We start from the raw sequence: 18,723 nt of genomic DNA, 5'->3' as shown, positions 1-18,723 counted from the left end.
TCATCCGGATCGACAGCCTCAAAAGGACAAAAACAATCTAGAGATCGAGCACCAGATGCGGCACACCGTTGGAGGTCTTCCGCGGCGACACACCATCGGCATCGATCTGCGCGTTCACACGTTGGCGAAAGGCGGAAAAGCTCTCGAAGGTTACGACATCCACCGGCTCGTCGAAGTGGATGGTGATCCTGTGCAGGTCGCCGCCCGGCAGGGCCGAAAGCGCCAGGACTTCGCCGGTGAACGGCTGATTGAGATAGCGGCCGCGAATATGCGCGCCGACGAAGAGCGGCGTCTTGGGAGCAGCATTGGGCTTTGCCGCAAGGGCCGCGAGCGTGTTCCAATCGCGCGCGCCGTGCTGGCGGGCAATCATTTCTAACGCCGCACTGTGGGTCAGCGTGGTGCCGCGATCGTTCATCGCCTGGCGCAGGCGCTTGGCCTGGGCCTTCAATTCATCAATGGCAGGATAGGTCGTCGTCATGGCGTGAGCCTTCGAAAGGCATGCTCTTCGACTGCGGATGGGAGCTCGCTTTGCCGCCAGTCAGCATGCACAAAGGGCCGTGACCATGATCGCGAGGACTTCACCATGGATTTTCATCCGCGAGCGGCCGGTGCCTCGAACCGGCCTTTGTATGCGCGAACGCCACCGACATGTCAAGAATGGCGCATCTGCTTCAGGAATGCGCAGCTTTGGAGCAAATCTGCACGAAATCGGTGCGATTTTCCCGCGGCTTTCACATAAGCATTCAATCTTAACGGTGTTCTTCAGCAAATGTCAGCATTCTTCGGCTAATATCCTGTCGTATTACAAGCGGAGGCTAAAAGGGCCTTTCAGATGCACCTCGACACAGAACACCCCAAGCCGGAACGTGCCTACAGGGAATTCAACCTCGACAGGCCCGGCAACATCATCTTCGTCGGCCATCACCTCAGCACCGGAACCCAGGTGCGCTGCCTGATCCGCACGATCACGCTTGCCGGCGCATTGCTTGAAGTCAGCCCGAACCTGGAAATACCGAGCCATTTCTTTCTCGAAATCCTAGGCATCCATGACGAGATCGGTGCGACCGTGGTCAAGCGCGAAGGCGAATCGGTGACGATCAGCTTCAACATGCTGATCAATCCGGAATTCCTGCACCACGTGTTGCGATTGAACTTCGAAACCTGAGGCTTTTTCCGATCCGTGAATCATCGCGGCGCGTCGCCTTTGTTTCGCCGCTCCGTCTTGCGGCGAGACGCGCGATGATCGAAACGGCCCAGAGAAATCCGCGCCATTCCGGACGCTCGAGTGGATCGGCCAAGGGATCATGGCGGATCCGGCGATTGCCGTTTTCGATTTCCTTAAAGAGAACAATCCAGTTGAGATCCATTGCTCGATCCTCCATCTATTTGGCTCAGGCACTTGAGCTAAGCCTTCGCGCCCCTCCGATGTAGAGGCGCTGGGGAAAGGGGGTTTTCATCCATGAAAGATGCGAGCTGGGACGACTTGCAGCTTTTCTTCCATGTTGCGACCGGCGGCGGGCTTTCGGCGGCGGCGACGCGCACCGGGCTCAGCGCACCGACGATCGGCCGGCGCATGCTGGCGCTCGAACGGGTGACCGGCCGCTCGCTGTTCAGCCGCGGCCCCACCGGTTATCTGCTCGCCAAGGACGGGCAGGAACTGCTCGATCGCGTCCGGCTGATGCAGGATGCGGCGCGTGCGATCTCCGACTGGCGCGGCGAGGTGCTGACACTGCCGATCGTCTCGACGGCCGCCGACAGCTGGACCTCGCGCTTCGTCGCCGACCGCCTGGCAAGCGTCTGGACGCCGAAGGACAGCTTCCGCATGTGCTACAAGACCTGCGATGCGAGCGTCGATTTCACCTATCGCGAGGCGCATATCGCCATTCGCCACAGCCGGCCGGAGAGCGGCAACGTCGCGATCCGCCGTTCGGTCAAAGTGGCGCATGCGGCTTATCAGGCGGCCGGCTATGACGACAAAAACTGCAACTGGATCTCGCTCGGCACAGATACCGCCATCACGCCGGCGGACAAATGGACGTTCGAACAGCCGGATTCCTGGATCACCAGCTGGACGAACACGCCGCATATGCTCTTCTACCTCATCCGCGGCGGCGCCGGCCGCGGCGTGCTCCCCTGTTTCATCGGCGATCAGGAGCGCAGGCTCGTCCGCGCCGGGCCTGTCATCGACGAACTGACCTACGACATGTGGATCGTTGCGCATGACGACGAGCGGCAACGGCCGGAAGTCAGGATCGTCATCGACCGCCTGGCGGCGCTCTTTGCCGATCATGAAGATCTGTTTGCCGGGCAGAAACCGTCCGCATGACGCGAAAACGCGGGCCTCTCGACCCGCGTTCCCTCAGATTGGGCTAGAGCGGCTCAGCTTCACGGGAAGCGCATAACCGCTCTAGCCTTCTGTTTTTACGCAATTCCGGACGGAAAACCGCTTCACACTTTTCCTGGAATTGCTCTAACGGTTCAGGCAGCGAGATGCCGCTCGATCTCATCGACAGGCATATTGGTATAGTCCTTCGCCAATTCCACGGAGATCGCTGCTTGCGTATCGGCGCTGAGCGCCGGCCGCAGCGTGCCGAGTGCTTTCGGCGGCGCAACGAGGACGATGCGGCGGACATCCTTTTCCTGCGACAGCTCATCCAGCCTTTCTGCGACTTGTTTCAAGAATTGGGCTTCGGCCTGATCCTGCCAGTTGGTCTCCTCCACAGCACTGCGGCTGAAGCCATCGGCGGCATGGCTGCGGCCGGGCTTGTCGGTGCCGATCTCGCGGTCTGGCTCGCTCGGCTGCGTTAAAGTCTCCAGCACCTTCAGCTTCATCAGCTGGGCATCGCCGGCATTCTGCATGATCAGAGCCTTGGCTCCGTTGCAGACCACGACCCATGATTTCCAAGGGATTTTGACGTCGGTCATCTTCAACTCCTCGCTGTCGTCATTCGAAGCGCGCCGTGCTTCATCGATCAAGGCACAACGCTCGGCCATTGAAAGAGTTCGGGAAAATTGCGCCGAAATCGAACGGGGCGGCGATCCGGTCGGCCTTGGCCGCGTAGAAAGGCTAAGCTCGGTAAATTGACGACGAAGACAGCGCTGTTTGCCTATGCCGGCACCTTTCTCACTCTTCTCATCTGCGACGGGATATGGCTCGGCCTCATCGCCCGCAACTTCTACCGCGACCAGTTGGGAGCGCTGATGCTGCCCTCGCCCAATCTGGCGGTCGGCGCACTGTTCTACCTGTTCTTCGCCGCCGCAGTGCCGTGCTGCCAGCGCTGTCGGCGGGCTCTATCGCCACGGCGTTCTCCACGGTGCCATTCTGGAACTGGCGGCCTATGGCACTTATGACATCACCAATCTCGCCACGCTTCGCAACTGGCCGCTCGCCATGAGCCTGGTCGACATGGCCTGGGGCACGGCTCTGACGGCGCTGACTGCCGCCGGTAGATATTTCGCCGTCAGATTTTTTGGCTGAAACGGGAGCCTGGAGATGCAAGCCCGCGTCCCGAAAATGGACATCGGGCGTCCCGCTTGGAAACAAAGTTTAAACTCGTTAAAATTGTAATTTTATATTTGACGAATGTGCAAAACATTCATGTGACCTTGGTTGGAGCAAGACCCCAGCTTGAATGAGATCAAGACCAGCTTGCTCGTGATCAAGACCAGCTTGCTCGTGATCAAGACCCCAAATGTGCACTGTCTGACGGAGAATGTGAATGACTATGCTCCGCGCTACACACCTTGCCACGGTCAAATCCGCTGTCTACGACCTGCGCTGGGAAGAGTTCAACGTCAAGCGACCCGCCCGCATCGTCGCCGTCCGCCCGTGCCTGACCGGCGTGTCGATGCGAAGCGCCGAGATCATCGATATCTCGCAGGGCGGCGCCACCTTCATCGTTTCGACCACGGCCGGTCTGCCGAAACATTATTATCTCAACATTCTCGGCCTCGCCTACCGGATCGGCTGCGCCGAGGTCTACCGCTACAACGAACGCATCGGGGTGCGGTTCATCAACATCATGGACCCCGAGGTTCTGCGCCGCGTCGTCCGCACCGATTTCATGATCGGCAACATGGAAGCGATCGACGCCCGGCGTGCGCCGATCTTCCGCGCGTAAACAGGCCGGCGACACGCGCGGCGCTGCCGTTGCGGAAATAATCTTGCTTGCGTTGGCCGTGCCCGGGCCTATTGTTTCGCCGATTGTCAATATGTCCGGGAAGCTGCCTTCGCATGTCCGCCTTTTCGCGCTTCACACCTCTTGCCAGCGCCCTGCCCTCCACAGTTCCCTTCGTCGGCCCCGAGGCGATCGAGCGCCAGCGCGGACTTGCCGTTTCGGCGCGCATCGGCGCCAATGAGAACGGCTTCGGCCCAGCGGCTTCGGTTTTTGCAGCGATGCGCGAGGAGACAGGCAATATCTGGAAATACAATGATCCGGAGAATTTCGCACTCCGGGAAGCGCTTGCCGCCCATCTCGGCGTCTCGGCCGCCAATATTGCCATCGGCAGCGGCATCGACGAATTGCTCGGCCAGATCGTCCGGCTGGTGATCGAGCCGGGGGCGCCGGTCGTTACCTCGCTCGGCGCCTATCCGACCTTCAATTTCCATGTCGCCGGTTTCGGCGGCCGGCTGGTGACCGTTCCCTACGCAAACGACCGCGAGGATCTCGACGGGCTGCTCGATGCGGTGAAACGCGAGAATGCGCCGCTCGTCTATTTCGCCAATCCCGACAATCCGATGGGAAGCTGGTGGGATGCCGACAGCATCGTCGCTTTCGCCCGTGCGCTGCCCGAGACGACGCTGATGGTGCTCGACGAGGCCTATAGCGAGACGGGGCCGGCAGGTTCGCTGCCGTCGATCTCCTCGCTCATCGAGCTGCCGAACGTCGTTCGCACCCGCACCTTCTCCAAGGCCTACGGACTTGCCGGCTCACGCACCGGCTACGCGATCTCGACGGCGGGCACGGCACAGGCCTTCGATAAGATCCGCAATCATTTTGGCATGAACCGGCTGGCGACGGCAGCAGCGCTCGCGGCGCTGAAGGACCAGGCCTATCTCGTCGAGGTGGTCGGGAAAATCCATGCGGGCCGGGAGCGGATCGGCGGTATCGCCCGGGCGAACGGCCTTCAACCGCTGCCCTCGGCGACGAATTTCGTGGCGATCGACGCTGGCCGCGACGGCGCTTATGCCAGGGCGGTCGTCGACGGATTGATGGAGCGCGGGGTTTTCATCCGCATGCCTGGCGTGGCGCCGCTCAATCGCTGCATTCGCGTCAGCGTCGGGCCGGAGGCGGAAATGGCGCTTCTCGAAGAAGCGCTGCCGCAGGTGCTGGAACAGATCAGCCAATAAAACCAAGAACCGCGGCCGGTGGAGGACCCGGTCGCGGTTCCGGTCTCCCGGCGTCGGCCCCGTCCAAAGCGCCCCGCCAGTCCCCTCTTTTTGAGGTTGTTATTGCTGCTCTTGTCGAATGCCTGATCGGAGACGGTGTTAAGTGCGGTTCAGCTTTTCACGGAAACGCAGAATCGCTCTCACTTTTTGTTTTTACGCGATTCCCGGCAAAAGCGCTTCGCGCTTTGCCTGGAATTGCTCTAGTGAACCGTCATCCACTCGCGGGCGGCGCGCAGCGCTGCTGCGAGCTGCATCTTGTCCATGGCGGCGGCCACGTCGGCGCGAAGCTCGGCGGCGCGGTCGTTGCCCTTGATTGCGGCGATGTTCAGCCATTTGTGGGCTGCGACGAGATCGACTTCGCAGCCGCGGCCGGTCGCATACATCAGACCCATTTCGCAGAAGACATCGGCGCTGTTGTTGTCGCCACCCATGGTGGCCGTTTCAGCATTGTGCATTTCAAAGCGTGCCATCGGTTTTATCCCTGTTAGCCTGTTTATGACTGACCCTGTTTTACCTCTAGGCCTTGCCGTCTGTTGCGGCTTGCGGCCCTTTCGGTCCGGCGGGTTTGCCCCGCTCGTTTGATGGGTTCACTATGCCAAACGGCTTTCAAAAAACGCCTAAAATGCATGATTAATTTGAGACAAACAAAGTGCAAACACTTGGTAAAATTGGATTTTCGTTAAACATCGGACTCCCTGCGAATTAAGGATTTTCGAGCAGATTTTACGAAAGATTCAGATTTGAAAATAAACGGATCGTTCATCATGAAACCAGCAGGCGATATCTTTGAAAGCTCGCTGCACGGCTTTTTCTCGCGTTTTTCAGCCAGTCAGCATGATAGCGATTGACCCTGTTTACCTTTACGTTCGCGTCAGTTATTTTCGCGGCGATCAAGCACATCATGGAGGAAAAGATGATCCGCAGCTTCGTTCTCGCCGGCGCCATAACAGTGATCGCGGGTATCGCGCATGCCGATGAGCCGATCGTCGGCAACTGGAAGACGGCTGCCGGCGATACGGCGGTGATCGCATCCTGCGGCGGCAGTTACTGCGTGACACTGAAGACCGGTAAATATGCCGGCCGGAAGATCGGCACGCTTGCGGGAACCGGCGGCAGCTATGCCGGCGAGATCACCGACCCGGCCGCCGAAAAGACCTATAGCGGCTCAGGCAAGGTTTCCGGCAATTCGCTAAGGATGCAGGGCTGCGTGATGAAGATCCTCTGCAAGTCGCAGACCTGGACGCGGCTCTGAGAGAACGCGGGGCGGATCGCGGGCAACGGCTGGGATGTGTTAGAGTGTACACAGCTCAACGCAGGGTTTTCGAAGTGGCCGACAGCACGACCATGACAATTCGGATCCGCCCCGACGTAAAAGAAAAGCTCGACAGGATTGCGGCCGACACGCAACGCGGCAAATCATTCCTCGCCGGCAAGGCCGTAGCGGCCTATGTGGAGCGCGAGCTTGAAATCATCGAGGGTATCAAGCGCGGCATGGCCGATGCGGAAGCCGGGCGTGTTATCCCGCACGATCAGGCCGTCGCCGAAATGCGTAAGGTCATCGCGGATGCCAAGCGTAGGAAGACCCCGCGCGGATGAGGCCGGTTCTTCGGTCGAAGCAAGCACATCAGGATAATCTGGAAATTCTGCGTTAAATCGCAAAGGACAACCCCGATGCGGCCGAAAGGGTCGTGGACGCCATCGAGGATGCAGGCAAGAAACTTGGCGAATTTGCAACCGGTCGGCCAGGGCGAATAACTGGCACTTATGAAAAGTCCCTCACCCGACTCCCCTACATAATTTCCTATGAGCTGCGGTCGATCGCGGGACGCGAAAGCGTCGTCATCTTGCGTGTGATCCATACCGCGCGGGATTGGCCCGCCGAAGAATAGCCGAACCAACTTATAAGCGTACCGCAACGCACCTGTGCAGCCATCATCCAAAACGCCAAGCATGTCGAAGCCGGCATGCCTCGAAACCCCTGGCGACCGGCCCGAGCCGGCCCGACAAGCTGAACGGCGGATGAACCGGTATCTCAGCACTCATTCAGCCACCGCATGGCAAAACTCATGTCACGATAGAGTTGCGTATCGGGGGCAAGGCAATGAACCACTATATTATGGCAAGACGCCTCAGCATCATCACGCTATTTGCGGCGATCTTTGCGATCACGTTTTCGGCAGTCGTGGTGCATGAGGGTGGCGGCGGTGCACAGTCGCATTTCGGGGCGAGTTATACCTGCCTGGAGAGAAACGGCAGCTTCTGCGCACCGACGGTGCGGTGACTGGCATCAGACACGGAAGGAGATAAAAAATCGGAATCCGCCGGCGCGCGTCGTTTGCTTGTCAAGAACAACTCTCTATAATGCGTCATGAACAAACGAATCTCCCTTTTGTCGCCCCTCGACATATCCTCTCCTCCGCCTTTCCAGCCTCAGAGCTTCGATGATCCCGCCAAGGCGGTCGAGACGCTGACAGCGCTTTACGAGCGCAACACGGCGTTCCTGATTGAGAGTTTCAGCGAACTTGCGCAGGGCGCTCCGATCTCCTCGCGCTACCGCGCATTTTATCCGCAGGTCAGCATCGAGACGACAAGCTTCGGCCATGTCGATTCGCGGCTTTCCTACGGTCATGTCACGGCACCCGGCATCTACACGACGACCGTCACGCGGCCGAAACTCTTCAAGCATTACTTGAAGGAGCAGCTGGCGCTCTTGATGAAGAGCCACAATGTGCCTGTGATCGTCTCGGAATCTGCGACGCCGATCCCCTTGCACTTCGCTTTCGGCGAGGGTGCGCATGTGGAAGCTTCGACCAACGCCTTCGTCGACGTTCCGATGCGCGATATCTTCGACACGCCCGACCTCAACACCACCGACGACGAGATCGCCAACGGCGAATATATCCCGCCGCCGGGAGAGCCCTCGCCGCTGGCGCCGTTCACCGCGCAACGCATCGACTATTCGCTCGCCCGGCTGTCGCATTATACGGCGACGCATGCCGAGCATTTCCAGAATTTCGTGCTGTTCACCAACTACCAGTTCTATATCGACGAATTCTGCGGCTGGGCGCGCAAGCTGATGGCGGAGGGCGGCGACGGCTATACCGCCTTCGTCGAGCCCGGCAATGTCGTCACCCTTCCCGGCTCGAACGCGCCGGAAACGGATGCTATCCTCACCCGCCTGCCGCAAATGCCGGCCTACCATCTGAAGAAGAAGGGCCATGCCGGGATCACCATGATCAATATCGGCGTCGGCCCCTCCAACGCCAAGACGATCACCGACCATGTCGCCGTGCTGCGCCCGCATGCCTGGCTGATGCTCGGCCACTGCGCCGGTCTTCGCAACAGCCAGCGGCTCGGCGATTATGTTCTCGCCCATGCTTATATGCGCGAGGACCACGTTCTCGACGACGACCTGCCGGTCTGGGTGCCGATCCCGGCGCTGGCCGAAGTGCAGGTGGCGCTCGAAGCCGCCGTTGCCGAAATCACCGGCTATGAGGGTTTCGAGCTGAAGCGCATCATGCGCACCGGCACGGTCGGCACGATCGACAACCGCAACTGGGAACTGCGCGACCAGCGCGGACCGGTGAAGCGGCTCTCCCAGGCGCGAGCCATCGCCCTCGACATGGAATCGGCAACGATCGCCGCCAACGGCTTCCGCTTCCGCGTGCCCTATGGCACGCTGCTCTGCGTCTCCGACAAGCCGCTGCACGGCGAATTGAAGCTGCCGGGCATGGCAACGGCCTTCTACCGCACGCAGGTCAACCAGCACCTGCAGATCGGCATCCGCGCCGTCCAGAAGCTTGCCGCCATGCCGAAGGAAGCGCTGCATTCACGCAAGCTGCGCAGCTTCTTCGAAACGGCCTTCCAATAGGCCGTTTCCTCATCTGCCCGTCACGACAGACGCCGAGCCCTCGGCCAGCACCTGCGGCCTACCGGCGGCAAGGTTCAGCCCTGATATCAGCAGGGTGAAGGCCACCACGACGAAAGCGATGCGCAGGAGAACCTTCAGCACATCGGCATCGTCGAGTACTACCAGCTGACGCTTCTCGTGGCGACGTGCCCAGATCTGGCTTGCCAGAGCGATTTCAAGAATGCTCATTTCCATTCTCCTCGACAGGTTTCGATGAAGCCTTGTCGAGTGCTGCCTTGCTATTTCGACACCTCGTCCGCACATTTTTTTTTTGGCGCTGTCGAAATGCATGCAGGTCGTTCGTCCATGTTTATGGGAACAGGGCAAGGAGGCTGCCGCGATGAAATATCTCTGTCAGGTCTGGTTCGATGGCGGGGTACTCGACGCCATGACGCAAGAGGAGAAGACCGAACTCGACACCAATTCCTTGAATTATGACAAGGACCTCGTCGATAGCGGGCATATGATCGTCGCCCAGGCGCTGCAGCCGCCGAAATCGGCGGTGACCGTACGGGTGCGCAATGGCGAGATGTCGGTGACGGACGGTCCCTTCGCCGAGACGAAGGAGGCGCTCGGCGGCTTCATCCTGATCGAGGCAAAGGATCTCAACGAAGCGATCCGCATTGCCGCCGGTATCCCGCTCGCCAGGCTCGGCGCGATCGAGGTGCGGCCAATCCACGAATTCGGAGCTAAATGAGGAGAGACCAATGAAATTTCTATGCCAGATCTGGTTCGACACGGAAAAAAGCAAGCTGGTCCCTCAGACCGAATGGGATGCGCTGACACAGGAGTGCATCACCAGCGACAATCGCTGGCGCGAGAGCGGTCATCTGCTGGTGGCGCTCGCCTTGCATGACCCGTCAACGGCGATCACGGTCCGCCTGCGCAATGGCGAAGCCTTTGCGACCGATGGCCCATTTGCCGAAATCAAAGAGCACCTCGGCGGTTTTTTGCTGATCGAAGCCGAGACCATCGAGGAGGCGAAGACGATCGTGTCGAGTTTTCCGATCCTCAAATATTGCTCGATCGAAGTGCGCCCGACTTACTCCATTGAGGATGGGAAATAGCGATGCGCTACATCTGCCTGATTTATAACAGCACCGACACGGACGGAACGCTGACGCCTGATGAAACCGCCGAACTTATCAAAGCGCATTTCGCTTTCGATGAGGAGCTGAGCCGCGAAGGCATCATGATCCACTCCGATGCCTTGGAGATGCCTGACACGGCGACCGTGCTGCGCGTTCGCAACAACACGCTCTCCGCCACGGACGGTCCCTATGTCGAAACGAAGGAGCATCTGGCCGGCTTCTACGTCATCGAGGCGCCCGACATGGTCAAGGCCAAAGAGATCGCCGGGCGAATCCCGTCGGCCCGTTACGGCGCGGTCGAACTGAGGCCCGTGCGGACGCTGACCCTGCCAGACTGAGGAGCCTGATTGGAAAGCATCATCGAAGAAATCTACCGAACTCAGTCGCGCCGGGTGCTGGCGACGCTGATCCGTCTGCTCGGCGATTTCGACCGGGCGGAGGAGGCGCTTCACGACGCCTTTGCCGCCGCCGCCCGGACATGGCCGACGGACGGTATTCCCGGCAATCCCTTCGCCTGGCTCGTTTCGACAGGGCGTTTCAAGGCGATCGACACGATCCGACGGCGGGCGCGTTTCGATGCTTCGCAGCATCATATCGAAGACAGCCTCTACACGCCCGATGCAACGGAGATCGGCGACATGGAACCGATCGAGGACGACATGCTGCGGCTGATCTTCACCTGCTGCCATCCGCTCATCCCGGCCGATGCGCAGATGGCGATGGCGCTGAGGGAAATCTGCGGGCTGACCACCGAAGAGATCGCCCATGCCTTCCTCATTCCGGCGCCGACGGTGGCCCAGCGGATCGTACGCGCCAAAGGCAGGATCCGGGCGGCGAAGATCCCCTACGAGGTGCCGGGCCGCGAGGCGCTGCCGCCGCGGCTAGACCGGGTGCTGCACGTCATCTACCTCGTCTTCAACGAGGGCTATTCGGCCTCTTCGGGCGATGAGGTGGTCCGCGCCGACCTGACCGCAGAAGCGATCCGTCTGGCGCGACTGCTTCTGGCGCTGCTGCCGCATCCCGACGTCTCCGGCCTGCTGGCCTTGATGCTGCTGCAGGATTCCCGCCGCACCGCCCGCCGCGTCGGAGACGGATCGCTGGTGTTGCTTGCCGATCAGGACCGCTCGCTCTGGGATCATGCGAAGATTACGGAAGGCCTGGCGCTGCTCGCCGCGGCGATGGAAGCCGGAGAGATCGGCACCTATACGCTGCAGGCGGCGATCGCCGCCGAACATGCCAAGGCGCCGGCTGCCGAAGAGACCGACTGGCGGCGGATCGCCTTCTATTACGATCTGCTGCTGGCGGCGCAGCCCTCTCCGATCGTCGAGCTCAACCGCGCCGTGGCGATTGCGATGGCCGAAGGGCCAGCGAAGGGGCTGGACCTGATCGATAACATTCTGGGACGCCGGGAGCTGCAGGCCTATCACCTCGTCCATTCGGCGCGCGCCGATTTCCTGCGCCGTCTCGGCCGGAGGCAAGAGGCGATCGCGGCCTATCAAACGGCGTTATCGCTCTGTCGGCAGGAGCCGGAGCAGGCGTTTCTGAGAAAGCGGATTTCAGAGGTTGCCACGGCGTCCGAGCGGTAGTGAGATCGCAGTTCCCGTCAGCGCCGAGACAATGATCAGCAGGTGGGCATTGACGCTCGCCTGTGCCAGCGCGGCAAGGGCCAGCCGCTCGCTCGATGCTCCCAAGGCGATGGCGCCGGCGGTGATGCCGGCCGGATAGGTGCCGACGCCGCCCGGCGCATGCATTGGCAGCACGGAGGAGAGTTCGCCGCCGAGCGCGCCGCCGAAGCTTGCCGCGATCGGCAGCACGCCCATCAGGCCGAGCGCCCACGCGAGCACCATCACCTTCACCAGCCAGTTGACGATGGTCATCGCCCAGGCACGCGCAAAGGCGATCGCATCGAGTGGCAAGCCGTTTTCGATCTCGGCGACGAATTTCTGCGCCTTGTTCGGCAGCAGTCTGGCGGCCAGGCGCAGCAGCGGCTTGCGGGCGGCAAAGGCCGCGACCGGCAGCAGCAGGAAGGCCGCCCAGAGCGACCAGGCAACCGCTGCATCGGCTGAAGCGATGGCAAAGCCGATGCCGGCGGCAGCCAGAAGCGCGTGCAGGTCGAGTAGCCGCATGACGAACAGCGCCGAGGTCCCGCGCGTCAGCGGAATGCCGAATTCGGTGCGCATCAACAGCGGGAAGCTGGTTTCGCCGGTTCGGAAAGGCAGCATGATGTTCAGGAGATTATGGATCTGCGTGACGCGGAAGAGGGTCGCAAACCGGCCGGCCGTTTCCTTCGGAAAATAATCATAGATGCGCCAGGTGCGCAGGAAATAGGTGCTGGTCAGCAGTACGAGCGCAGCGATCACCGGACCTACGCCGACATCGGCCCACTGCCTGATGATAACAGGCCATCCCCAGAACCATTGGATGAAGAGGCCATAGGCTGCGACGATGACGACCGTCAGAACGGTCATGCGATTGCGCATAAACCAGGATTGCCGGCTTTCAACGATCGAACTCTTCATGTAGTAGGCATTCCTCGCTTGGCGTCGGCATGGGCCTCGGTTCCGTCGCCAGGCGTTTTAGGAGAAATGAAGGTTGCGCACAACGGCGGAGTTGACGGCGACGGCGGCGAGATCGCCGGACGACCGAAAATAGCGACGCCTTGCCGGCCTGACTTGGAGATCGATGTTGAAGCGCATTACCAGAAGCATTACGAGCGCAAGCCTGTTTCTGGCAGTCTATTTCCTGCTGAACGTCGCGCTTCGCCTCGCCTTGCCGCATACGCTCGACCTCGACGAGGCAGAGCAATCCTTCTACTCGCAATACCTGCTTGCCGGCTACGGCCCGCAGCCGCCCTTCTACAACTGGATCCAATATGCCATCGTTTCGGTGACTGGCATATCGATGTGGGTGCTCTCGGTGCCGAAGAACATCATTCTCTTCGGCTGCTATCTGTTCTACGGACTTGCTGCCCGCGAAGTGCTGAAGAACCGGTCGCTCGCAGCCATCGCCATGCTGAGCCTGATTACCCTGCCGCAGGTCGGCCTGATGGCGCAGCGCGAATTGACCCACACGGTTGCCCTGCTGTTTGCGACCTCGCTCTTCCTCTTCGGTTTTTTCCGCACACTGCGCCAGCCGACGATCTGGAGCTATCTGATCATCGGTATCGCCACCGGCATCGGGCTCATCTCGAAGTATAATTTTGCCATCCTGCCATTTGCCGCCCTCATCGCCGTACTGCCGGAGCGGGAATGGCGCAGCCGTCTCATCGACTGGCGTTTGCTGCCGGCGGCCGTCCTTGCCATTCTGATCGTGCTGCCGCATGCGCTCTGGTTGCCTGACAATCTTGCCAGCGCCTCTGCGCCGACGCTGGAGCGGATGACTGCTGAAGAGCTGGCCCCGGCCGGCCTGCCGCGCATCGGGCAAGGGCTGCTGTCTCTCGTCATCGCCGTCCTCGGCTTCGTCGCATTGCCGATCGTTCTCATCGCGGCCGCCTTCCGGCGCGACTTCTTTCGCGCGCTCTCCGCTTCCAGCCCGATGATCCGGGTGATCGAGCGGATGATGGTCATCAGCCTGCTCGCCTTCGTCGGCGTGGTCCTCTTCGCCGGCGCGAGCGATATCCACGAGCGCTGGCTCGACCCATGCCTGCTCGTCCTGCTGATCTATCTGTTCCTGAAACTGGAAACCGCAGACCTCGATCTTTCCGCCGGTCTTGCCCGCTTCCGGCCCGTGGTGCCGGTCTTCATGGTCGTCATCCTGTCGATCCTTCTTTTCCGGATCGTCGGCATTCAATATATCGGCCCTTATACGAGAACGAACGTACCCTTTTCCGGCTACGTGGCTGAATTGACCGCGACCCGCAAGCCGGTTCTCATCGTGGCGGGAACCAAGTTCGTTGCCGGCAACATGCGACTGAGATTTCCCGACGTTCCCGTCGTGATCCCGTTCTTCCCCGGACCCGGGGTTCCCGAATATGCTGACGCAAAGGGGCCGGTGCTGGTTATCTGGCGCGGCGAGACCGCAGATGATCCGACAATTTCCCCCGGTTTTGCCAATGACCTCGTGAGATCGGGCATTCACCTGCAAGAGTTGAAGACGCTGACGCTGCCCTATCTCTTCGGTGACGGCAAACGCAGCTTCTCCATTGGCTACTCCTGGGTGGAAGGCGGCGCGAAATAGCGCCCCGGAAGATCCGCCGATTGCGGGAAACCGGCATTGCCCGCTGGCAACCGGCGGACACTTCATGTAGTAGCCTTCCGCAAGTGCGGCGGCGCATTAAAAATTGCTCGGCCGTCCGGCCTTTTGGAGATGAAAGTTGCAGACAACCGTAGAGCCCATTCGCGGTACGAATGATCCGGTACAATCGCTCGAACTGTCGCTGGTCGTGCCCATTTTCAACGAAGAGCAAAGCGTCGGCCCGCTTGTCGAGCGTGTCGCGGCCGCGATGGTCAGCTACCCCCATCGCTGGGAGCTGATCCTCGTCGATGACGGCAGCACGGATGCGACGCTCGTCAACGCCCGCCAGTATGTCGGACGCGAGGGGCTGGCGCTCAGGATCGTCGAGTTGCAGCGCAACTTCGGCCAGACTGCCGCCATGCAGGCCGGCATCGATACCGCCCGTGGCCGCCTGATCGCGACGATGGACGGCGACCTGCAAAACGATCCGAAGGACATTCCTTCGATGGTCTCCGAGTTGGAACGGCGTGAACTCGACCTCTTGGTCGGCTGGCGCAAGAACCGCAAGGATGGTCTGTTCCTGCGCAAGATCCCCTCCTGGTGCGCCAACTACCTGATCGGCCGCATCACCGGCGTCAAGCTGCATGATTACGGCTGCAGCTTGAAGATCTACCGTGCCTCGATCATCAAGCAGGTGAAGTTGATGGGCGAGATGCACCGCTTCATCCCCGCATGGGTCGCCGGGGTCGTGCCGAGCTCGCGCATCGGCGAGATGGCCGTCACCCACCATGCCCGCGAGCACGGCGTTTCGAAATACGGCATTTCGCGCACCTTCCGCGTCATCCTCGATCTGCTGTCGGTGATGTTCTTCATGCGCTACAAGGCGCGGCCGGGGCACTTCTTCGGTTCGCTCGGTCTCGGCCTCGGCGCGCTCGCCATGCTGATCCTGCTCTATCTCGGCTTCGACAAGTTCATCCTGGGCAACGACATCGGCACGCGACCGATGCTGATGGTCGGCGTCGTGCTGCTGCTGTCGTCGGTGCAGATGATCACCACCGGCATCCTGGCGGAAATGATCGCGCGCACCTATTACCGCGACGATGCCTCTCCGAATTATATCGTGCGGCAGATCTTCGACGATCAAAGCCAAGCCTAAGCCGGCAGCACGATGCTGGAGCGCGCGACGAGGACGATCAGAACCGCGGGCCTGCTGCTTGCAGCCTATTTCGTGCTCAACATCGCGCTGCGCATTTCGCTTCCGCATTCGCTGGAACTCGACGAGGCCGAGCAGTCCTTCTTTTCGCAATATCTGCTGGCGGGCTACGGCCCGCAGCCGCCCTTCTACAACTGGATGCAATATGCCGTCGTTTCGGTGACGGGCATGTCGATCGGCGCGCTGATCGTTCCGAAGAATATCCTGCTGTTCCTATCCTATCTCTTCTATGGCCTTGCCGGGCGGCGCGCGCTGAAGGACGAGGGGCTTGCCGCTATCGGCATGCTGGCGCTGATCACCCTGCCCCAGGTCTCCTACATGGCCCAGCAGGATCTGACCCACACGACGGCGCTGCTCTTTGCCAGCTCGCTGTTTCTCTACGGCTTCTTCCGCACGCTCGACCGGCCCGATATGGCGAGCTACCTGCTGCTCGGGCTTGCGACCGGCATCGGGCTGATCTCGAAATATAATTTCGCGCTGATGCCTGTCGTCGCCTTGATCGCCATCCTGCCCGATGCCGAATGGCGACGCCGGGCACTCGACTGGCGCATGCTGGCAGCGATCACTGTTGCGCTCGTCATCGTCCTGCCGCACGCGGTCTGGCTGCAGGGCAATCTCGCATTTGCCTCCTCCGACACTCTGGTCAAGATGGCCGCCGGCAGCGAACCCGCCGGCGCTGTGCGGATCGGCAAAGGCCTTCTCGCCTTTCTCGTCGCCATCATCGCCTTTGCGGCGCTGCCGGTGGTGATCTTCGCCGCCACCTTCCGCCGGGATTTCGTCCGGGCACTTTCGGCGGGCAACCGCTGGACCGGGATGATGGAGCGGATGATGCTCGCAAGTCTCGCCGGCATTGCTCTGATCGTGCTGTTCACCGGCTCCACCACGGTGCGCGAGCGCTGGCTCGACCCCTTCCTGCTGGTGCTGCCGATCTACTTCCTTGCGAAAATGCAGGCCGCCGGGCTCGACCTTTCCACAGGACTCCGCCGCTTCCGGCCGGTATTGCCGGTGCTGATGGCCTGCGTGCTGATCGCCCTCGGCTTCCGCGTCGTCGGCGCCGGACTAATTGGCACTTACAGCCGGCCGAATGTGCCGATGGCGGGTTTTTCGCGCGAGATGACGCGACAGGCGCAACCGGCGCTGGTGATCGCTTCCGACACTTATATCGGCGGAAACATGCGGCTGCAATTTCCCGATGTGCCGGTGGTGATCCCGGATTTTCCGGCACCGGGCATTCCGGCCTATGCCGAGGCCAAGGGGCCGGTGCTGATCGTCTGGCGCGGCAAGAAGACGGCGACGGCTGCCGATGCGATCATGCCCGAGCGGTTTTCATCGGCGCTGACGGCGGCTGATATCGCGCTGCAGGAGATCGGCTCGCTATCGCTTCCTTATTATTTCGGCCGCCAGAGCGACAATTTCGCGCTCGGCTACGCCTGGGTTCGGCCGGAGACCAAATAGATGACCGAGAGCAGCCGTCGCGACATCAGTTGGATCTTCGTTCTGCTGGCAGCCTACTTCGTGCTCCAGGTCGGCGTGCGGCTCGCAACCTCGCATTCGCTCGATCTCGATGAGGCCGAACAGGCCTTCCGCTCGCAATGGCTTGCCGCCGGCTACGGCCCGCAGCCGCCCTTCTACAACTGGCTGCAATACACCGTCTTCCGGTTTGCCGGCGTCTCGCTGACCGCGCTTTCTATCGTGAAGAACCTGCTGCTGTTCAGCTCCTACGTGCTCTACGGCCTGACCGCGCGGCTTATCCTGCACGACAAGGCGCTGGTGGCGATCGCCACGCTCGGGCTGCTGACAATCCCGCAGATGGCTTTCGAGATGCAGCGCGACCTGACGCACACGGTCGCGGTGTTCTTCTCGGCCAGCATCTTCTTCTACGGCTTTATCCGCAGCCTGAAGCAGCCGAGCCTTGCCTCCTATCTGATCGCAGGCATCGGCATCGGTTTCGGCCTGCTTGCCAAGTATAATTTCGCGATCCTGCCGGCGGCAGCCCTGATCGCCGCGCTTTCGGATGCGCGCCTGCGGCCGCGGATCTTCGACTGGCGGCTGGTGCTGACGGCGGCGGTGGCGCTCGTCATCACCCTGCCGCATCTCTTCTGGCTGAAGGACAATCTCGATTTCGCCACCGCACGCACCCTGGAGAAGATGACCGCGAGCGGCGATGCGAGCTATCTCACGCAGGTCGCCATGGGCGTCAGTTCGCTCGCCCTCGCCACCATCAGCTTTGCCGCATTGACCGTGGCGGTGTTCGCGCTCGTCTTCGGCAAGGGCCTTCGCCCGGCGCTCGCCTCCGGCTCGGAATGGACGCGGCTTCTCGAGAGGATGATGCTCGTCTTTCTCGCCGGCATTCTGCTTCTGATCGTCTTCGGCGGCGCTGCCGGCATCAAGGATCGCTGGCTGGTGCCGATGCTCTTCATCCTGCCGCTCTATTTCTGCCTGAAGATCGAGGCCGCAGGCGTCACGACAGACAGAGCCTTCCGGCGTTTTATACCCATCCTCGCCGTCATCATGATCGGCGTGCCGGCGGCCCTCTATGGGAGCGTTGCAACTGCACGCTTTACCGGTCATTACGAGCGGCTGAACAGGCCTTACGCCGGCATGCTGGAAACCTTGCGCAAACAGGCCGAACCGGCGGCAATCCTTGCCGGCGACAGCCTGCTCGCCGGCAACCTCAGGCAGGATATTCCGAACGTTCCGGTTCTCTCCACGGATTATCCCGGTTTCAACCCGGATCTTACCAGCCGGCGACCGCTTCTCCTGGTCTGGCTCCTCCCGCAGAAGGGGGAAAGCGAAGCACTTCCGCCGGCCATGGCTCAATGGCTACAGGCCAATCTCGGCGTGTCCGCACCGCCGGCGTCGGTGATCGACGTGCCCTATGTCCATGGGCGCGGCGGCGACAACTATCGTTTCGGTTATGCCTGGGTCAACCAACCGGGCTGAGCGG

At 61.1% G+C, this 18,723-nt stretch carries 23 protein-coding genes and 1 pseudogene; 18 read left to right on the top strand and 6 right to left on the bottom strand.

The features are described 5' to 3' along the window. Positions 1 to 37: 37 nt before the first annotated feature. The gene (locus RWK44_RS23540) at positions 38 to 478 is read right to left on the bottom strand and encodes a glyoxalase superfamily protein (RefSeq protein WP_131665982.1); all 441 of its coding nucleotides are present in this window, start codon (positions 476 to 478) and stop codon (positions 38 to 40) included. A gap of 354 nt (positions 479 to 832) precedes the next feature. Between RWK44_RS23540 and RWK44_RS23535 the strand changes: the two genes are divergently transcribed. Continuing rightward, the gene (locus RWK44_RS23535; protein ID WP_077976102.1) at positions 833 to 1,165 is read left to right on the top strand and encodes a hypothetical protein; all 333 of its coding nucleotides are present in this window, start codon (positions 833 to 835) and stop codon (positions 1,163 to 1,165) included. Here RWK44_RS23535 and RWK44_RS23530 read toward each other — a convergent pair. Further along, complete coding sequence (locus RWK44_RS23530; protein WP_077976101.1) at positions 1,116 to 1,367, bottom strand: hypothetical protein; 252 nt, start codon at positions 1,365 to 1,367, stop codon at positions 1,116 to 1,118. The genes RWK44_RS23535 and RWK44_RS23530 overlap by 50 nt on opposite strands. A gap of 92 nt (positions 1,368 to 1,459) precedes the next feature. Here RWK44_RS23530 and RWK44_RS23525 point away from each other — a divergent pair, with 92 nt between their 5' ends. Beyond that, positions 1,460 to 2,326 carry a LysR family transcriptional regulator gene (locus RWK44_RS23525; protein WP_131640441.1) on the top strand — a complete coding sequence of 289 codons (867 nt, stop codon included), beginning with the start codon at positions 1,460 to 1,462 and terminating at the stop codon, positions 2,324 to 2,326. A gap of 152 nt (positions 2,327 to 2,478) precedes the next feature. Here the strand turns inward: RWK44_RS23525 and RWK44_RS23520 are convergent, their stop codons facing one another. Further along, entirely contained in the window at positions 2,479 to 2,925 is a 447-nt protein-coding gene (locus tag RWK44_RS23520) for a baeRF12 domain-containing protein (protein WP_131640442.1), read from the bottom strand. 156 nt (positions 2,926 to 3,081) lie between these two features. Here RWK44_RS23520 and RWK44_RS23515 point away from each other — a divergent pair. From RWK44_RS23515 to RWK44_RS23505, 3 genes and pseudogenes are all read left to right on the top strand, one after another. Continuing rightward, positions 3,082 to 3,478: pseudogene (locus tag RWK44_RS23515) on the top strand (DUF2177 family protein). 241 nt (positions 3,479 to 3,719) lie between these two features. Further along, positions 3,720 to 4,121 carry a PilZ domain-containing protein gene (locus RWK44_RS23510; RefSeq protein WP_316029465.1) on the top strand — a complete coding sequence of 134 codons (402 nt, stop codon included), beginning with the start codon at positions 3,720 to 3,722 and terminating at the stop codon, positions 4,119 to 4,121. Between the two features lie 113 nt (positions 4,122 to 4,234). Further along, on the top strand, positions 4,235 to 5,350 hold the full coding sequence (locus RWK44_RS23505; RefSeq protein WP_316029464.1) for a pyridoxal phosphate-dependent aminotransferase: 1,116 nt from the start codon (positions 4,235 to 4,237) through the stop codon (positions 5,348 to 5,350). A gap of 239 nt (positions 5,351 to 5,589) precedes the next feature. Here RWK44_RS23505 and RWK44_RS23500 read toward each other — a convergent pair whose 3' ends face one another. After that, positions 5,590 to 5,859, bottom strand: a complete 270-nt coding sequence (locus RWK44_RS23500) for a sel1 repeat family protein (protein WP_003546876.1) — start codon at positions 5,857 to 5,859, stop codon at positions 5,590 to 5,592. Between the two features lie 443 nt (positions 5,860 to 6,302). Here RWK44_RS23500 and RWK44_RS23495 point away from each other — a divergent pair, with 443 nt between their 5' ends. From RWK44_RS23495 to RWK44_RS23475, 5 genes are all read left to right on the top strand, one after another. Further along, on the top strand, positions 6,303 to 6,641 hold the full coding sequence (locus tag RWK44_RS23495; RefSeq protein ID WP_026158604.1) for a DUF2147 domain-containing protein: 339 nt from the start codon (positions 6,303 to 6,305) through the stop codon (positions 6,639 to 6,641). 74 nt (positions 6,642 to 6,715) lie between these two features. After that, the gene (locus tag RWK44_RS23490; RefSeq protein WP_017959735.1) at positions 6,716 to 6,985 is read left to right on the top strand and encodes a CopG family ribbon-helix-helix protein; all 270 of its coding nucleotides are present in this window, start codon (positions 6,716 to 6,718) and stop codon (positions 6,983 to 6,985) included. A gap of 56 nt (positions 6,986 to 7,041) precedes the next feature. Beyond that, positions 7,042 to 7,278 carry a type II toxin-antitoxin system RelE/ParE family toxin gene (locus RWK44_RS23485; RefSeq protein ID WP_245521127.1) on the top strand — a complete coding sequence of 79 codons (237 nt, stop codon included), beginning with the start codon at positions 7,042 to 7,044 and terminating at the stop codon, positions 7,276 to 7,278. Positions 7,279 to 7,490: 212 nt separating this feature from the next. After that, positions 7,491 to 7,670 (top strand): hypothetical protein, encoded by a 180-nt coding sequence (locus tag RWK44_RS23480; RefSeq protein WP_131665988.1) that lies wholly within the window; start codon positions 7,491 to 7,493, stop codon positions 7,668 to 7,670. An 87-nt stretch (positions 7,671 to 7,757) separates the two neighbouring features. Continuing rightward, positions 7,758 to 9,260, top strand: a complete 1,503-nt coding sequence (locus RWK44_RS23475) for an AMP nucleosidase (RefSeq protein ID WP_316029463.1) — start codon at positions 7,758 to 7,760, stop codon at positions 9,258 to 9,260. A gap of 9 nt (positions 9,261 to 9,269) precedes the next feature. Here the strand turns inward: RWK44_RS23475 and RWK44_RS23470 are convergent, their stop codons facing one another. Continuing rightward, complete coding sequence (locus RWK44_RS23470) at positions 9,270 to 9,488, bottom strand: hypothetical protein (RefSeq protein ID WP_221967860.1); 219 nt, start codon at positions 9,486 to 9,488, stop codon at positions 9,270 to 9,272. A 151-nt stretch (positions 9,489 to 9,639) separates the two neighbouring features. Between RWK44_RS23470 and RWK44_RS23465 the strand changes: the two genes are divergently transcribed. Genes RWK44_RS23465 through RWK44_RS23450 form a run of 4 tightly spaced genes read left to right on the top strand, consistent with a single transcriptional unit; the run spans position 9,640 to position 11,976 of the window. After that, positions 9,640 to 9,996: a YciI family protein gene (locus RWK44_RS23465; protein WP_131640448.1), complete on the top strand. Its 357-nt coding sequence runs from the start codon at positions 9,640 to 9,642 to the stop codon at positions 9,994 to 9,996. A 10-nt stretch (positions 9,997 to 10,006) separates the two neighbouring features. Beyond that, positions 10,007 to 10,366 (top strand): YciI family protein, encoded by a 360-nt coding sequence (locus tag RWK44_RS23460; RefSeq protein ID WP_131640449.1) that lies wholly within the window; start codon positions 10,007 to 10,009, stop codon positions 10,364 to 10,366. Between the two features lie 2 nt (positions 10,367 to 10,368). Beyond that, complete coding sequence (locus tag RWK44_RS23455; protein ID WP_020049276.1) at positions 10,369 to 10,728, top strand: YciI family protein; 360 nt, start codon at positions 10,369 to 10,371, stop codon at positions 10,726 to 10,728. Between the two features lie 9 nt (positions 10,729 to 10,737). Then, positions 10,738 to 11,976 (top strand): RNA polymerase sigma factor, encoded by a 1,239-nt coding sequence (locus RWK44_RS23450; RefSeq protein ID WP_316029462.1) that lies wholly within the window; start codon positions 10,738 to 10,740, stop codon positions 11,974 to 11,976. Here RWK44_RS23450 and RWK44_RS23445 read toward each other — a convergent pair. Further along, on the bottom strand, positions 11,947 to 12,909 hold the full coding sequence (locus tag RWK44_RS23445; protein ID WP_316029461.1) for a lysylphosphatidylglycerol synthase domain-containing protein: 963 nt from the start codon (positions 12,907 to 12,909) through the stop codon (positions 11,947 to 11,949). The genes RWK44_RS23450 and RWK44_RS23445 overlap by 30 nt on opposite strands. A 163-nt stretch (positions 12,910 to 13,072) precedes the next feature. On the opposite strand from RWK44_RS23445, the gene RWK44_RS23440 reads away from it, so the two are divergent. The 4 genes from RWK44_RS23440 to RWK44_RS23425 all read left to right on the top strand — a co-directional run bounded on the left by RWK44_RS23440 (position 13,073) and on the right by RWK44_RS23425 (position 18,719). Then, the gene (locus tag RWK44_RS23440) at positions 13,073 to 14,566 is read left to right on the top strand and encodes an ArnT family glycosyltransferase (RefSeq protein WP_131665994.1); all 1,494 of its coding nucleotides are present in this window, start codon (positions 13,073 to 13,075) and stop codon (positions 14,564 to 14,566) included. Positions 14,567 to 14,702: 136 nt separating this feature from the next. Further along, positions 14,703 to 15,719, top strand: coding sequence for a glycosyltransferase family 2 protein (locus RWK44_RS23435; protein WP_020049272.1), 1,017 nt, complete (start codon positions 14,703 to 14,705; stop codon positions 15,717 to 15,719). 12 nt (positions 15,720 to 15,731) lie between these two features. After that, positions 15,732 to 17,231 carry an ArnT family glycosyltransferase gene (locus RWK44_RS23430; RefSeq protein ID WP_168284164.1) on the top strand — a complete coding sequence of 500 codons (1,500 nt, stop codon included), beginning with the start codon at positions 15,732 to 15,734 and terminating at the stop codon, positions 17,229 to 17,231. Next, the gene (locus RWK44_RS23425) at positions 17,232 to 18,719 is read left to right on the top strand and encodes an ArnT family glycosyltransferase (RefSeq protein WP_222012859.1); all 1,488 of its coding nucleotides are present in this window, start codon (positions 17,232 to 17,234) and stop codon (positions 18,717 to 18,719) included. It begins immediately after the preceding gene. Positions 18,720 to 18,723 lie beyond the last annotated feature (4 nt).

It is taken from the genome of Rhizobium sp. 25PS6 (assembly GCF_032464655.1).
In the GTDB taxonomy this organism is placed as follows: domain Bacteria; phylum Pseudomonadota; class Alphaproteobacteria; order Rhizobiales; family Rhizobiaceae; genus Rhizobium; species Rhizobium laguerreae.
The sequence above is the reverse complement of the archived record's forward strand: the minus strand, read 5'-3'. Positions and strand labels throughout refer to the sequence as shown.

What these genes read in the sequence shown, in the direction of transcription:
- RWK44_RS23535 (WP_077976102.1), top strand. Translation starts at nt 833, where the DNA reads ATGCACCTCGACACAGAACACCCCAAGCCGGAACGTGCCTACAGGGAA.
- RWK44_RS23505 (WP_316029464.1), top strand. Translation starts at nt 4,235, where the DNA reads ATGTCCGCCTTTTCGCGCTTCACACCTCTTGCCAGCGCCCTGCCCTCC.
- RWK44_RS23445 (WP_316029461.1), bottom strand. Translation starts at nt 12,909, where the DNA reads ATGAAGAGTTCGATCGTTGAAAGCCGGCAATCCTGGTTTATGCGCAAT.
- RWK44_RS23495 (WP_026158604.1), top strand. Translation starts at nt 6,303, where the DNA reads ATGATCCGCAGCTTCGTTCTCGCCGGCGCCATAACAGTGATCGCGGGT.
- RWK44_RS23510 (WP_316029465.1), top strand. Translation starts at nt 3,720, where the DNA reads ATGACTATGCTCCGCGCTACACACCTTGCCACGGTCAAATCCGCTGTC.
- RWK44_RS23480 (WP_131665988.1), top strand. Translation starts at nt 7,491, where the DNA reads ATGAACCACTATATTATGGCAAGACGCCTCAGCATCATCACGCTATTT.
- RWK44_RS23465 (WP_131640448.1), top strand. Translation starts at nt 9,640, where the DNA reads ATGAAATATCTCTGTCAGGTCTGGTTCGATGGCGGGGTACTCGACGCC.
- RWK44_RS23455 (WP_020049276.1), top strand. Translation starts at nt 10,369, where the DNA reads ATGCGCTACATCTGCCTGATTTATAACAGCACCGACACGGACGGAACG.
- RWK44_RS23440 (WP_131665994.1), top strand. Translation starts at nt 13,073, where the DNA reads ATGTTGAAGCGCATTACCAGAAGCATTACGAGCGCAAGCCTGTTTCTG.
- RWK44_RS23470 (WP_221967860.1), bottom strand. Translation starts at nt 9,488, where the DNA reads ATGAGCATTCTTGAAATCGCTCTGGCAAGCCAGATCTGGGCACGTCGC.
- RWK44_RS23500 (WP_003546876.1), bottom strand. Translation starts at nt 5,859, where the DNA reads ATGGCACGCTTTGAAATGCACAATGCTGAAACGGCCACCATGGGTGGC.
- RWK44_RS23460 (WP_131640449.1), top strand. Translation starts at nt 10,007, where the DNA reads ATGAAATTTCTATGCCAGATCTGGTTCGACACGGAAAAAAGCAAGCTG.
- RWK44_RS23475 (WP_316029463.1), top strand. Translation starts at nt 7,758, where the DNA reads ATGAACAAACGAATCTCCCTTTTGTCGCCCCTCGACATATCCTCTCCT.
- RWK44_RS23525 (WP_131640441.1), top strand. Translation starts at nt 1,460, where the DNA reads ATGAAAGATGCGAGCTGGGACGACTTGCAGCTTTTCTTCCATGTTGCG.
- RWK44_RS23430 (WP_168284164.1), top strand. Translation starts at nt 15,732, where the DNA reads ATGCTGGAGCGCGCGACGAGGACGATCAGAACCGCGGGCCTGCTGCTT.
- RWK44_RS23425 (WP_222012859.1), top strand. Translation starts at nt 17,232, where the DNA reads ATGACCGAGAGCAGCCGTCGCGACATCAGTTGGATCTTCGTTCTGCTG.
- RWK44_RS23540 (WP_131665982.1), bottom strand. Translation starts at nt 478, where the DNA reads ATGACGACGACCTATCCTGCCATTGATGAATTGAAGGCCCAGGCCAAG.
- RWK44_RS23520 (WP_131640442.1), bottom strand. Translation starts at nt 2,925, where the DNA reads ATGACCGACGTCAAAATCCCTTGGAAATCATGGGTCGTGGTCTGCAAC.
- RWK44_RS23530 (WP_077976101.1), bottom strand. Translation starts at nt 1,367, where the DNA reads ATGGATCTCAACTGGATTGTTCTCTTTAAGGAAATCGAAAACGGCAAT.